This window comes from Trinickia sp. (genome assembly GCF_057351765.1).
The window spans coordinates 70,975-84,810 of the sequence record NZ_JBMRBK010000041.1 but is presented as its reverse complement, the minus strand read 5'-3'; the positions used below and the strand labels follow the sequence as shown (position 1 = coordinate 84,810).

Sequence of the window (13,836 nt, the reverse complement as noted above, 5' to 3'; positions counted from 1 at the left end):
ATTTCCCTCAATCAGGCGGCGACCTGCTCGGCCGCCTCCGGTAGCGACAAATAGAAGGTCGTGCCAACGCCCTCGGTCGATTCGGCCCACACGCGTCCGCCATGCCGTTCCACCATGCGGCGCACGAGGGCGAGCCCAATGCCTTCGCCGGTCGCCACGGCGCCGTGCAGCCTCTGGAACGCATGGAAAAGGCGCGGCATCGCCACGGCCGGAATACCGAGACCATTATCCTTCACATAGAAGATGCGTAGTGAGTGCGTTCCGGCGGGCGCGGGCATGGCCCCGATTTCGATGCGACCGGGCCGCTCGGGATCGAGGTAGTTCACCGCGTTGCCGATCAGATTCGCGAATATCTGCTCGAGCGCCGTCGGATCGCCCCAGACGGGCGGCAGGTCGACCACGACGATCTCGGCGTTGCGCGAGCGGATCGAGCCTTGCATCGCATCGAGCACGTGGCGCACGAGCGCCGCGACATCGACGGCCTGGCGGCGATACTCGACGCGGCCCACTCGCGATAGCCGCAGCAACGAATCGATGATATGGGCGGCACGCAAGACCGCGCTTTGCAAAAAGCGCAACGCCTCGCCGATATCCTCGTCGATGAGCCGCTCGACATGCTCGCGGTCCTCGGGCGAGAGCGACGATTCGCGCACCGCCGCGCGCAGATCGTCGCAGGCATGCGTCAGCTCTTTGGAAAACCCTTGCAAATTGACGAGCGGCGAACGCAGATCGTGCGAGACGCTGTAGATGAACATCTCGTTTTCCTGCGTTTGCTGATGCAGCGTCTCGTTCGTCCGAGCCAGTTCGTCGGCCCGGCGCGCAAGGTCGTTCTGGAAGCGCGCCTGCATCCGTTCGGATTCGCGCAGGCGGCGGCTCGTCTCGTGCAGGATCGAATCGAGATGCGCGATCTCGTCATCGCCGGGCGACGGCAGTCCAAGCGGCGCGTTCTCGGCGAGCCGCGCCGCGTTATCGGACAGTTGCCGCAGCCGGCCGCGCAGTCCGCGCGTAAACAGGAATACCGCCAGTGCCGCAAGCACGAGCGAGCCGACGACGGCGGCGGTGGTCAGCCGCTGCTGCTGCGCGAGCGCGGAGGCGGCATCCTCCGTGCGCAGTGAATCGATGCGCAATTCCTCGGCCTGGAATGCCGCCACCTGCGAGCGGAAACGATCGATCACGTCGATATTGGCCTGATTGCGAAAGCGTTCCAGCACGTCGTCGTGACGGCCGTTGCGCAGCAGGTCTTGTACGCGGTCGGACCATTGCCGGTACGCTTGCACCGACTGACGAATCTGCGCGGCGCGCTCGACCTGGGTGGGGTTGTTCGCAACCAGATCGACCAGTCTGTCTATATTGCGATCGAGATCGATCCAGAGTGAAACGGGCGTCGCCGTTGTCCGGTCGTCAGTGAGCACCGCGCCGCGCATGCGTACCGTCTCGAGCAATACCGGTTCGAGAATCGCGTTGGTCTGGCGCAGCACGTCCTTGCTGTGCAGCGCCCATTGCTCCGCCTGCTCGGCATTTGCCTGCGCCTTCACGAGCCCGGAAAGCAGCGCGAGTTCGAACAACGTCGGAATCGCAATCAGCAGCAGCCCTTTGGTCGTCAGTCTCATGCTCGAAGGAGTGGGGTCACGAACCTGGCGATGCGCCTGTCGGTCCGAGCATTATGTCGACGTTTGCGCGGAATGACAAAGCGCGCTGTCATGCGCGCATGCCGTCTGCTCGCGCCGCTGCCGGCGGCCCTCAGGTCTTGAGCCGATATCCCGTCTTGAAGATCCAGGCGACGATGGCCATGAAAACCAACAGGAATACGCCCGTCATGGCCAGGCTCACGCCGACATGCACGTCGGCCACGCCATAAAAACTCCAACGAAAGCCGCTGATCAGATAGACGACGGGATTCGCGAGCGCAATCGTGCGCCATACCGGCGGCAGGATCCCGATCGAATAGAAGCTGCCGCCGAGAAACGTGAGCGGCGTGATGATCAGAAGTGGAATGACCTGCAGTTTTTCGAAGCCGTCGGCCCAGATGCCGATGATGAAGCCGAACAGGCTGAACGTGATCGAGGTCAGCACGAGAAAGAGCAGCATCCAGAATGGATGCTCGATCCTGAGCGGCACGAAGCACGCCGCGGTCGCCATGATGATGAGGCCGAGCATGATCGATTTGGTCGCGGCCGCGCCCACGAAGCTCACCACCAGCTCGAGATAGGACACGGGCGCCGAGAGCAATTCGTAGACGGTGCCGGTGAATTTCGGGAAGTAGATGCCAAACGAGGCATTCGTAATGCTTTGCGTGAGCAACGACAACATCACGAGCCCCGGCACGATGAACGCGCCGTAGCTGATGCCGTCGATCTCGCGGATGCGCGAGCCGATGGCCGCGCCGAAGACCACGAAGTATAGGGAAGTGGAAATGACCGGCGAGATGACGCTTTGCATCAGCGTGCGCCAGGTCCGCGCCATTTCGAACAGGTAGATCGCCCGCACCGCGTACAGATTCATCAGGACGTCTCCCTGACCAAGTCGACAAAAATATCTTCGAGCGAACTCTGCGAGGTCTGCAGATCCTTGAAGCGGATCTGAGCATCGGCCAAGTCCTTGAGCAGGCGCACGATGCCGGCCCGCTCGGACTGAGTGTCGTCATAGGTGTAGGTGAGCGCGCTGCCATTCGCCGAAAGCTCGAGCCCATAGCCCGCAAGCGACGGCGGCAAGGTTTCGAGCGGCGCCTCCAGATCGAGCGTCAGCTGCTTCTTGCCGAGCTTGCGCAGCAGTTGCGCCTTCTCTTCGACGAGAATGATTTCGCCGCGATTGATGACGCCTATGCGGTCGGCCATTTCCTCGGCCTCATCGATGTAGTGCGTCGTCAGGATGATCGTCACGCCGCTTTCCTTGAGCGTGCGCATCAGATTCCACATGTCGCGCCGCAGCTCGACATCGACACCCGCCGTCGGCTCGTCGAGAAAGAGCAGCGCCGGTTCGTGCGCAAGCGCCTTGGCGATCAGCACGCGCCGCTTCATCCCGCCCGAGAGCATCATGATGCGGTTGTCCTTCTTGTCCCAGAGCGACAGCGCACGCAGCACTTTCTCGATATGCGCCGGATCGGCCGGCTTGCCGAAAAGCCCGCGTGTGAACGAGACGGTGGCCCAGACCGTCTCGAACGCGTTCGTCGTCAACTCCTGCGGCACGAGCCCGATCATCGCGCGGGCCCGGCGATAGTCGCGCACGATGTCGTGACCGTCGACGGCGACGCGGCCCGACGTTGCGTTGACGATGCCGCAGACGATACCGATCAGCGTCGTCTTGCCGGCGCCGTTCGGTCCGAGCAGCGCGAAGACTTCGCCGCGGCGCACCTCGAGGTTGATGTTCTTGAGCGCTGTGAAGCCCGAGGCATAGGTCTTCGACAGGCCGGCAATGGTCAGGATAGGTTGCATGGACACGGACGATATCAGAACCGCGGCGAAACCGCCGGGATCCTGCCCGCGCCGCCCAACCGACGAAAAAAAAGGCGCCACGTGACCGTGGCGCCTTAAAGAAGTTCTAGCCATTCCGAGGGCCGTGCTAGAACCTGAGAGACGGTATTCCGGAACTCCTCGCTCCGAAATGAGATTCCATTTTTTCTCTTTCAGCCGACGAAGTCAAGATAATTTTTGCCGAATTGTTGACAGGTACCCTCTCATGGAAAACGATTACATCGACCATGTGACGTATTTATTACCGATTCTAACCAAGCAGATTTGCGCACTTGCAAGTGATGAAAGGCGAACATGAAATAAAGTTTCGAAAAAATCACCGGAAGACAATCGTGCCCGCAACGACGCGCAAATCCGTTCCCATCAGCAAACCCGTCGAGAAAGACGGCGCCCCCGAGGAGGTCGCCGCGCTGGCACGGGGGCTCACGGTGCTGCGCCGCGTCGCAAGCGCCGATGCCCCGATCAGCAATCGGGAACTGGCCGAGCTGACGGGTATCCCGAAACCGACCGTCTCCCGCCTGACCGCAACGCTCGTCAAGGCGGGATTTCTCTTTCAGTTGCCCGACAGCGAGCGATTCGTGCTGACGGCATCGGTGCTCGAACTCTCGAACGGCTTTTTGCGCAACTTCGACATCCGGGCGCGCGCCCGTCCGTTTCTCGTCGATCTGGCCGATCGTACGGCGCTCTCCGTTCACCTCGTCACGCGTGACCGGCTCGACATGGTCGTGATCGAGGCTGTCCGGCCCTCCTCGGCGCTGCTCGTCTCGCGGCTCGAGATCGGCTCGCGCATGGATCTGACTCGCACCGCGGCGGGGCACGCCTATCTTGCCGCACTCACGGCGCCGCAACGCGAGGCCTTGATGACCGGGGTGCAAGCCGCCGCCGGCGACGACTGGCCCCATGTTCACGCCCGCGTGGCGCACGCGCTCGCGCAAACGGACAAGAACGGCTTTGCGATCGAGACCGGCGCGTGGTCCGCGGGCCTGAACGCGATCGCGGCCGGATTCGTCGGCCCCTCGGGCGAGCGCTACGCGGTGAACTGCGGCGGCGCCGCGCATCTGTGCACGCACGAGTGGCTGCTCGAGCACGCCGCGCCGGCACTCGTCGGATGCGTCGCCAAGATCGTGCGAGAGATCGGCGGCGCACCGCGGCTGAGGCTGTCCGAGTAACAGTAACAGCGGTAACCGGCTGAAAAATACTTGGGTGGACTCCGGCTGAGCGCACGACGTAGCATCATGCATCGCGAACATTTGTCCTTCATGGGCGCTTTTTATCCCAACCGAGCGCCCGCACACAGCGCATCAGCCTCGCAACTCTTGACCCTTACAGATGGCCGAACAGGAAAACCGCCCCGATCCTCACCGCCCCTCCCATGACCCCGGTCCAGGCGAAGCGCCGAAACCTGTCGCCCCCCGCTCCACGGGGCGCCGACTCGGTGTGCTCGTCGCCGCAGTCCTGGTAGCCGCGCTCGTGCTGGCCTGGTGGCGGCCGTGGAGCCGCACGAGTCCCTCCGGCGCGGTGCCGGCCGGCGCAAGCGGCCCACACGCCGGCCGCGGCGGCGCGGGCCGGTTGGGGAACATGCCGCAGCCCGTGCACGTCGCGACAGCCGTGCGCGGAGAAATGCCCATCGTGTTGACGGCGCTCGGCACAGTGACGCCGCTGGCCTCCGTGACGGTCAAAACCCAACTGGCCGGCACCCTGCAAAGCGTCGCGTTCCGCGAAGGGCAAATGGTCAAGCAAGGCGATCTGCTCGCCCAGATCGATCCACGCCCCTACCAGATCTCGCTCGATAACGCGCAAGGCACGCTCGCGAAAGACATGGCGCTGCTGCAAACGGCGAAGCTCGACCTCGAGCGCTATCGCGCGCTGCTCGCGCAGGATTCGATCGCCCGCCAGCAGGTCGACACGCAGGCATCGCTCGTGAAGCAATACGAAGGGCAGGTGCGCTCGGATCAAGCGAGCGTCGACACCTACAAGCTCGATCTCGTCTACGCGCGCATCACCGCGCCGGTCTCCGGGCGAGTCGGCCTGCGTCAGGTCGATCCAGGCAATTACGTGACGCCTTCGGACACGAACGGCATCGTCGTCATCACTCAATTGCAGCCGATCAGCGTCGTCTTCACGACCTCCGAAGACAATCTGCCGGCCATCGTGAAAAGCATGCACGCGGGCGCGAAGCTTTCGACGACCGCTTACGATCGCAACAACACGACACCGCTCGAAACGGGATACCTCGACACCATCGATAACCAGATCGATACCGCAACGGGCACCGTCAAGCTTCGGGCGCTGTTCAAAAACGACGGGCAACTGCTGTTTCCGAATCAGTTCGTGAACGCGCGGCTGCTCATCGACACGCTTCACGATGCGGTGATCGTCCCGACATCGGCTGTGCTCAACGGCGCGTCCGGCCGCTTCGTCTATGTCGTGAAGCCCGACAACACCGTCACCGTGCGGCCCGTGACCGTCGGCCCCGTCGACCGCGAACGCACGAGCATCGCATCGGGGCTCGCGCTCGGCGAGCGCGTCGTCATAGACGGTTCCGACCGCCTGCGCGAAGGCGCCAAGATCACGATTCCGGCAGACGCAGCTTCGGGCGCCTCGCACGGCAACGCCGCCAGCGCGGCGGCCGGGCACGGGCACGCCCGTGCCCACGGCCACGGGGCGAGCGGCGCACGCTCCGCATCGGCTGCCGGCGCGCAATGACGATCGCAATGAGGCACCGGACCGAGGCATCGAACGCATGAATCCTTCCCGCGCCTTTATCCTGCGCCCGGTCGGCACCGCACTGCTGATGGCGGCAATCATGCTGGTCGGCCTCGTGGCGCTGCGCTACCTGCCGATCTCGGCACTGCCCGAGGTCGACTACCCGACCATTCAGGTGCAGACGTTTTATCCCGGCGCGAGCCCCGACGTCATGACATCGTCGGTGACGGCGCCGCTCGAGCGCCAGTTCGGGCAAATGCCTTCGCTGAATCAGATGGCCTCGCAAAGCTCCGCGGGCTCGTCGATCATCACGCTGCAGTTCAGCCTCGATCTGCCGCTCGATGTGGCCGAGCAGGAAGTACAGGCCGCGATCAACGCGGCGGGCAACCTGCTGCCGTCGGACCTGCCCGCACCGCCCATCTATGCGAAGGTGAATCCGGCGGACGCGCCGATCCTGACGCTGGCGATCACGTCGAAGACGATGCCGCTCACCGACGTGCAAAACCTCGCCGACACGCGCCTTGCCCAGAAGATTTCGCAAGTGGCCGGCGTCGGCCTCGTGAGCCTGTCGGGCGGGCAGCGCCCCGCCGTGCGCATCCAGGCGAATCCGCTGGCGCTCGCCTCCTACGGTCTCAATCTGGACGACCTGCGCACGACGATTGCCAACCTCAACGTCAACACGCCGAAGGGCAACTTCGACGGACCGACGCGCAACTACGCGATCAACGCCAACGACCAGCTGACCGACGCCAATGCCTACCAAAGCGCGGTGGTCGCCTACAAGAATGGCCGGCCGGTCATGCTGACCGACGTGGCGAAGATCGTCGACGGCGCGGAGAACACTCGGCTCGGCGCCTGGGTCGGCATGCAACAGGGCTCGCAGCCCGTGACGCCCGCCATCTTGCTGAACGTGCAGCGCCAGCCCGGCGCGAACGTGATCCAGGTGGTGGACAGCGTGAAGAAAATCTTGCCACAGCTTCGCGCATCGTTGCCCGCGGCGCTCGATGTGGCCGTGGTCACGGACCGTACGACGACGATCCGCGCCTCCGTGCGCGACGTGCAATTCGAGCTCGCGGCCTCGGTCGTGCTCGTCGTGCTCGTCATGTACCTCTTTCTCGCCAACGTCTACGCGACCGTCATTCCGAGCCTCTCGGTACCGCTTTCGCTGATCGGCACGCTGGCCGTCATGTACCTCTGCGGTTTCTCGCTCGACAACCTGTCGCTGATGGCGCTGACGATCGCGACGGGCTTCGTCGTCGACGACGCGATCGTCATGATCGAGAATATCGCCCGCTACGTCGAGGCCGGCGAATCGCCGCTCGAGGCGGCACTCAAGGGCTCGAGACAGATCGGCTTCACGATCATCTCGCTGACGGTCTCGCTGATCGCCGTGCTGATCCCGCTGCTGTTCATGGGCGATGTGGTGGGACGGCTCTTTCACGAGTTCGCGATCACGCTCGCCGTGACGATCGTGATCTCGGCGGTGGTCTCGCTGACGCTCGTGCCGATGATGTGTGCCAAGCTGCTGCGCCACACGCCGCCGCTCGAAAGCCACCGCTTCGAAGCCAAGGCTCATGCGGCCATCGACGCGATCATCGCGCGCTACGGCATCGCGCTCGAATGGGTGCTCGAGCGGCGGCGCTCGACGCTCGTCGTGGCCGTGCTCACGCTCGTACTGACCGGCGTGCTCTACGTCTTCATCCCCAAGGGCTTTTTCCCGGTACAGGACACGGGCGTGATCCAGGCCATCACGCAAGCGCCCCAGTCGGTCTCCTATCGGTCGATGGCCGAGCGCCAAAGCGCACTCGCCGCCGAGATCCTGCGCAATCCCAATGTCGAGAGCCTGACCTCGTTCATCGGGGTGGACGGGACCAACGTGACGCTCAACAGCGGCCGCATGCTGATCAATCTTAAGCCGGCGAGCGAGCGCAGCGAAAACGCGAGCAGCGTCATTCGCGAGATCACCGCATCGGTCGCCGACGTACCCGGGATCTCGCTTTATATGCAGCCCGTGCAGGATCTGACGATCGACTCGACCGTCAGCCCCACGCAATATCAGTTCATGCTGACGGACCCCAATCCGGACGAGTTCTCGGCGTGGGTGCCGAAGCTCGTCGAGCGGCTCAAAACGGCGCCGGAGCTGGCCGACGTCGCCACCGATCTGCAGGAAAGCGGCCGCTCGGTCTACGTCGAAATCGACCGCGCGAGCGCCGCGCGCTTCGGCATCACGCCGGCCACGGTCGACAATGCGCTTTACGACGCATTCGGACAGCGCATCGTGTCGACGATCTTCACGCAATCGAACCAGTACCGCGTGATTCTGGAAGTCGAGCCGCAAATGCAGCACTACATCGACGCGCTCAAGGGGATCTATCTGCCCTCGTCGATCGCCTCGAGCGGGCAGGTGCCGCTCGCCGCCGTTGCGACGTTTTCCGAACGGCCCGCGCCGCTGCTCGTCACCCATCTCGGCCAGTTCCCCGCCACGACCGTCTCGTTCAACCTCGCCCCGGGTGCCTCGCTCGGCCAGGCCGTGAAAGCGATTCGCGCGGCCGAGGCCGAGATCGGCCTACCCGCGTCGTTCCAAACGCACTTTCAGGGCGCCGCACTGGCCTTCCAGGCCTCGCTCGCGAACGAACTGTTCCTGATTCTCGCGGCCGTCGTCACGATGTACATCGTGCTCGGCGTGCTCTACGAGAGTTTCATCCACCCGATCACGATCCTCTCGACACTGCCGTCCGCGGGGGTGGGCGCGCTGCTCGCGCTGATGATCTCGGGGCACGATCTCGATGTCATCGGCATCATCGGTATCGTCCTGTTGATCGGTATCGTCAAGAAAAACGCGATCATGATGATCGACTTCGCGCTCGAAGCCGAGCGCGAAGAAGGCAAATCGCCCCGCGAGGCGATTTATCAAGCGTGCCTGTTGCGTTTCAGGCCGATCCTGATGACGACGATGGCGGCGCTCCTTGGTGCGCTGCCGCTGATGCTCGGCACGGGCGTCGGCTCCGAGCTGCGTCACCCGCTCGGCATCGCGATCGCAGGCGGCCTGCTCGTCAGCCAGTTGCTCACGCTGTTCACGACGCCGGTGATCTACCTCGGTTTCGATTCGCTCGCGCGCAAGCTGCGCGAACGCTTCGGTGCGGCGGCCGGACGCGGACACGCGGGCGACGCCGGCGTATGAGGGCATGAGCGCATGAATCTCTCGGGCCCGTTCATTTCGCGCCCCGTCGCGACGACACTGCTCGCGATCGGCATTGCCTTGTCGGGCCTCTTCGCATTCATGAAGCTGCCCGTCGCGCCGCTGCCGCAGATCGATTTCCCGACGATCGTGGTCATGGCGCAAATGGCCGGCGCAAGCCCCGATACGATGGCGACGAGCGTCGCGAGTCCGCTGGAACGGCATTTGGGGCAGATCGCGGATGTCACGGAGATGACCTCGCAAAGCTCCGTCGGCTCCACGCGCATTACGCTGCAGTTCGGATTGAACCGCGATATCGACGGCGCCGCGCGCGACGTACAAGCGGCCATCAATGCGGCGCGCGCCGACTTGCCGACCAGCCTGCGCAGTAATCCGACCTATCACAAGTACAACCCGTCGGATGCACCGATTCTCGTTCTCTCGCTGACTTCCCCCACGATGTCGGCCGGGCAGCTCTACGATGCGGCCTCGACGGTACTGCAGCAAGCGCTCTCGCAAGTGGACGGCGTCGGCGAGGTGGACGTCAGCGGCGCGGCGAACCCCGCCGTGCGCGTCGAACTCGAACCGCAGGCGCTCTTTCACTACGGCATCGGGCTGGAGGACGTACGCGCCGCGCTCGCCGCGGCCAATGCGCACAGCCCGAAGGGCTCGATCGATTTCGGCCCGCACACCGTACAGATCTATACCAACGATCAAGCTACGCGGGCCTCGCAATACAAGGATCTGATCATCGCGTACCGCAACGGCGCGGCGGTCAAGCTGTCCGATGTGGCCGAAGTCGTCGATTCGGTCGAGGATTTGCGCAACCTGGCGTTATCGAACGGCAAGCGGGCGGTGCTCGTCATCCTCTACCGGCAGCCCGGTGCAAACATCGTTCAGACCGTCGATCGCGTGATCGGCATGATTCCGCAGCTGAGGGCATCGCTTCCGGCCGCCATCGACGTCACGCCGGTGATCGATCGCTCGACGACGATCCGCGCCTCGCTCAAGGACACGGAGCACACGCTGCTGATCGCCGTCACGCTCGTCGTATCCGTCGTATTTCTGTTTCTGCGCAACTGGCGCGCAACGCTGATTCCAAGCGTCGCAGTACCGATATCGATCATCGGTACCTTCGGCGCGATGTATCTGCTCGGCTACTCGATCGATAACCTTTCGCTGATGGCGCTCATCGTGGCGACCGGCTTTGTCGTCGACGACGCGATCGTCGTGCTCGAGAACATCTCGCGGCATATCGAAGAAGGCGTACCGCCGATGCGCGCGGCTTACCTCGGTGCGCGTGAAGTGGGCTTCACGGTGCTGTCGATCAGCCTCTCGCTCGTCGCGGTATTCCTGCCCATCTTGCTGATGGGCGGCATCATCGGCCGCCTCTTTCGCGAGTTTGCGGTCACGCTGTCGGTGGCGATCGGCGTTTCGCTCGCGATTTCGCTGACCGTGACACCGATGATGTGCTCGCGCCTCTTGCGTCCGATCCACGAACAAAAAGCGCAGGGCCGTTTCGCGCGCACGCTCGAGCGCGGCTTCGACAGGCTCGCGGCCGGCTACGAACGCACGCTCGGCTGGGCGCTCGCGCATCCTGCGCTCGTGCTTGCGACGCTCGCCGCCACCGTCGCACTCAACGTCTATCTCTATATAGCGGTGCCGAAAGGGTTCTTCCCGCAGCAGGACACCGGACGCCTCGTCGGCGGCATCATGGCCGACCAGAGCACGTCTTTCCAGCTCATGAAGACCAAGTTCGCCGAGATGATGCAGATCGTCAAGAACAACCCGGCCGTCGATACCGCGACGGGTTTCACCGGCGGCCGCGCGACGAACGCGGGCTTCATGTTCATCTCGCTCAAGCCGAAGAGCGAGCGCAAACTGTCGGCCGATCAGGTCATCGCCCAGTTGCGCGGCCCGCTCTCGCACGTTGCCGGCGCGCAGACCTTTTTACAAGCGGTGCAGGATATCCGCGTCGGCGGGCGCCAATCGAACGCACAGTATCAATTCACGCTGCTCGGCGATTCGACGGCCGAGCTGTACGAGTGGGGACCGAAGCTCACCGAAGCGCTCAAGCGTCGCCCCGAGCTGGTCGACGTCAATTCGGATCAGCAGCAAGGCGGGCTTCAATCGATGGTGACGATCGATCGCGCCAGTGCCGCCCGCTTCAAGATCACGCCGTCGCAAGTCGACAATACGCTTTACGATGCGTTCGGCCAACGCCAGGTCTCGACGATCTACAACCCGCTGAACCAATATCACGTGGTAATGGAAGTCGCGCCGCGCTATTGGCAGGATCCGGAAATGCTCAAGCAGATCTACATCAGCACGTCGGGCGGCAACGCGAGCGGCTCGCAATCGACGAATGCGGTCGCCGGAACCGTGAGCGCGTCGACGAGCGGCAGCGCCAGCCGCACGGGGAGTGCGGGCACGGGCGCCGCAGCGGGAACCGCGGGTACGTCGGGCGGCTCGGCGGCGGCCGACGCGGCGCGCAACCTCGCGACGAACGCAATCGCGGCGAGCGGCAAGTCGAGCGCCTCCACGGGCTCCGCCGTCTCGACCTCGCGCGAGACGATGATTCCGCTATCGGCCATCGCCTCGTTCGGGCCCGGCAATACACCGCTGTCGGTCAGTCACCAGGGTTCGTTCGTCGCCTCCACGATCTCGTTCAACCTCCCGCCCGGCCAGTCCCTGTCGAGCGCGACAAAAGCGATCGAGCAAACGATGGCCGAGATCGGCATGCCGGGAACGATTCACGGCAGCTTTTCGGGCACGGCGCAAGCGTTCCAGTCGTCGGTCTCGACGCTGCCCATCTTGACCCTCGCGGCGCTCGCGGCGGTCTATATCGTGCTGGGCGTGCTCTACGAGAGCTACATCCATCCGATCACGATTCTCTCGACACTGCCGTCCGCGGGGGTGGGCGCGCTGCTCGCGCTGCTGGCCTTCAAGACCGAGTTCAGCATCATGTCGTTCATCGGCGTCATTCTGCTGATCGGCATCGTGAAGAAGAACGCGATCATGATGATCGACTTCGCCATCGAAGCATCGAGGCAGGGTATGTCGTCGCTCGATGCCATTCGGCGTGCCTGTCTGCTGCGTTTCCGACCGATTCTCATGACGACCTGTGCAGCATTGCTCGGCGCGCTGCCCCTCGCCTTCGGCACCGGCGAGGGCGCCGAACTGCGCTCGCCGCTCGGGATTTCCATCGTCGGCGGCCTCATCGTGAGCCAGGTGCTCACGCTTTACACGACGCCGGTCGTCTACCTCTGCCTGGACCGGCTGCGCGTTCGCTGGGCGCGCCGCCATGCACCCGGGCTCGCGTCCGGCGAATCCCACTGAAGATCAGAAAAATCCCGCTTCGTGGGCCGTAAAGGATCGGAATAATTGTGAAACGCGCTGTTATGGCACTCGCGGCGCGATTGGCCTACCTTTGATTCGTGCGCCGGCCGGTTGCGGCGCTGCCCCTCTGAAGGAGATTCATCGTGCGATGGCGAAACGCTTCCCTCGCGCTGCTCGCGGCCGCCGCGGCCTGCATAAGCGGTACGGCCCACGCGGCACGCTGGAACGTGGGCGTGTTTGTCGGGGCCCCCGCGCCCTACTACCCGGTCGTCCCGGCGCCGTACTACTACGGACCCTATCCGCCGCCTTACGTCCCTTATGCGCCGTACCCGCCGGCGTATTACGGCCCGCCCGTCATCGTATCGCCGCCGGTCGTCGTCCAGCCACCCGAGCCCGATGTCTACATCGAACGCTCGCAAGCGGCGCCCTCGGCGACGCAACCTTCGTCTTCGGGCAAAACCTATTGGTACTGCGCGGCGTCTAAAAGGTATTACCCCTACGTCAAGGACTGCGCGGGCGGCTGGCAGGACGTCCCGGCCACGCCCGAGCGAAATCGCTGAAGTGAGGTCGCCGATGCTTTCCTCCTATCATGACGGCCAGCAGGCCAAACGGCGGCTCCTCGCCGCTCCCGCGGCGGCGCTGGCGGCCGTACTCGCCGGCTGCACGGTGATGCCGAGTGGCCCCAGCGTGTTGGCATTGCCCGGAACCGGAAAGTCTTTCGATCAGTTTCGCGGGGACGATGCGTCGTGCCGCCAATATGCGCTCGCGCAAGTGGGCGGTGTCAGCGCCGGACAAGCGGCAACCACGAGCGCCGTCGGCTCGGCGGCGCTCGGCACGGCAGTGGGCGCCGCGGCCGGCGCCGCGTTCGGCGGCGGCCGCGGTGCGGCGATCGGCGCGGGCGCGGGGCTTCTCGGCGGCGGCGCCGTCGGTGCGGGCACCGCACAGGCCTCCGGGTACGGGATACAACGCCGCTATGACTATGCGTATATCCAATGCATGTACGCAGCGGGCGAGCGCGTGCCGGTGCCTGCGGGCATGGCGCGAAGCTATCGGCAACAGTTCGACGCCGAAGGGCAGCGTGACAGGGGGGCGCCGGAAATACCGCCGCCCCCGCCGCCACGTCAATGAGACGGCGCAGCCTTC

9 protein-coding genes are annotated in these 13,836 nt (G+C 64.4%); 6 read left to right on the top strand and 3 right to left on the bottom strand.

Annotated features, from left to right (window positions below; all coding sequences use genetic code 11):
* Positions 1-11 precede the first annotated feature (11 nt).
* The 3 genes from ACO1XS_RS11530 to ACO1XS_RS11520 form a co-directional block, all read right to left on the bottom strand.
* Positions 12-1,610 carry a sensor histidine kinase gene (locus ACO1XS_RS11530; protein ID WP_440561911.1) on the bottom strand — a complete coding sequence of 533 codons (1,599 nt, stop codon included), beginning with the start codon at positions 1,608-1,610 and terminating at the stop codon, positions 12-14.
* Between the two features lie 130 nt (positions 1,611-1,740).
* Positions 1,741-2,502 carry an ABC transporter permease gene (locus ACO1XS_RS11525; RefSeq protein ID WP_331574378.1) on the bottom strand — a complete coding sequence of 254 codons (762 nt, stop codon included), beginning with the start codon at positions 2,500-2,502 and terminating at the stop codon, positions 1,741-1,743.
* Positions 2,502-3,431, bottom strand: a complete 930-nt coding sequence (locus ACO1XS_RS11520) for an ABC transporter ATP-binding protein (protein WP_331574495.1) — start codon at positions 3,429-3,431, stop codon at positions 2,502-2,504. Before ACO1XS_RS11520 ends, ACO1XS_RS11525 begins: the two co-directional genes overlap by 1 nt.
* A gap of 401 nt (positions 3,432-3,832) precedes the next feature.
* On the opposite strand from ACO1XS_RS11520, the gene ACO1XS_RS11515 reads away from it, so the two are divergent.
* The 6 genes from ACO1XS_RS11515 to ACO1XS_RS11490 all read left to right on the top strand — a co-directional run bounded on the left by ACO1XS_RS11515 (position 3,833) and on the right by ACO1XS_RS11490 (position 13,821).
* Positions 3,833-4,639: an IclR family transcriptional regulator gene (locus tag ACO1XS_RS11515; RefSeq protein WP_414720359.1), complete on the top strand. Its 807-nt coding sequence runs from the start codon at positions 3,833-3,835 to the stop codon at positions 4,637-4,639.
* 160 nt (positions 4,640-4,799) lie between these two features.
* Positions 4,800-6,176 carry an MdtA/MuxA family multidrug efflux RND transporter periplasmic adaptor subunit gene (locus ACO1XS_RS11510; protein WP_486390738.1) on the top strand — a complete coding sequence of 459 codons (1,377 nt, stop codon included), beginning with the start codon at positions 4,800-4,802 and terminating at the stop codon, positions 6,174-6,176.
* 37 nt (positions 6,177-6,213) lie between these two features.
* A complete protein-coding gene (locus ACO1XS_RS11505; protein WP_486390737.1) occupies positions 6,214-9,357 on the top strand; it encodes an MdtB/MuxB family multidrug efflux RND transporter permease subunit in 3,144 nt (1,047 codons plus the stop codon).
* Positions 9,358-9,369: 12 nt separating this feature from the next.
* Positions 9,370-12,693 carry an efflux RND transporter permease subunit gene (locus ACO1XS_RS11500; protein WP_486390736.1) on the top strand — a complete coding sequence of 1,108 codons (3,324 nt, stop codon included), beginning with the start codon at positions 9,370-9,372 and terminating at the stop codon, positions 12,691-12,693.
* A 143-nt stretch (positions 12,694-12,836) separates the two neighbouring features.
* Positions 12,837-13,253, top strand: a complete 417-nt coding sequence (locus ACO1XS_RS11495; protein WP_331574388.1) for a hypothetical protein — start codon at positions 12,837-12,839, stop codon at positions 13,251-13,253.
* Positions 13,254-13,266: 13 nt separating this feature from the next.
* A complete protein-coding gene (locus ACO1XS_RS11490) occupies positions 13,267-13,821 on the top strand; it encodes a hypothetical protein (protein ID WP_486390735.1) in 555 nt (184 codons plus the stop codon).
* The last annotated feature ends 15 nt before the right edge of the window (positions 13,822-13,836 follow it).

Coding starts and splice junctions, on each gene's coding strand:
- ACO1XS_RS11490 (WP_486390735.1), top strand. CDS start 13,267: ATGCTTTCCTCCTATCATGACGGCCAGCAGGCCAAACGGCGGCTCCTC.
- ACO1XS_RS11500 (WP_486390736.1), top strand. CDS start 9,370: ATGAATCTCTCGGGCCCGTTCATTTCGCGCCCCGTCGCGACGACACTG.
- ACO1XS_RS11530 (WP_440561911.1), bottom strand. CDS start 1,610: ATGAGACTGACGACCAAAGGGCTGCTGCTGATTGCGATTCCGACGTTG.
- ACO1XS_RS11505 (WP_486390737.1), top strand. CDS start 6,214: ATGAATCCTTCCCGCGCCTTTATCCTGCGCCCGGTCGGCACCGCACTG.
- ACO1XS_RS11525 (WP_331574378.1), bottom strand. CDS start 2,502: ATGAATCTGTACGCGGTGCGGGCGATCTACCTGTTCGAAATGGCGCGG.
- ACO1XS_RS11510 (WP_486390738.1), top strand. CDS start 4,800: ATGGCCGAACAGGAAAACCGCCCCGATCCTCACCGCCCCTCCCATGAC.
- ACO1XS_RS11520 (WP_331574495.1), bottom strand. CDS start 3,431: ATGCAACCTATCCTGACCATTGCCGGCCTGTCGAAGACCTATGCCTCG.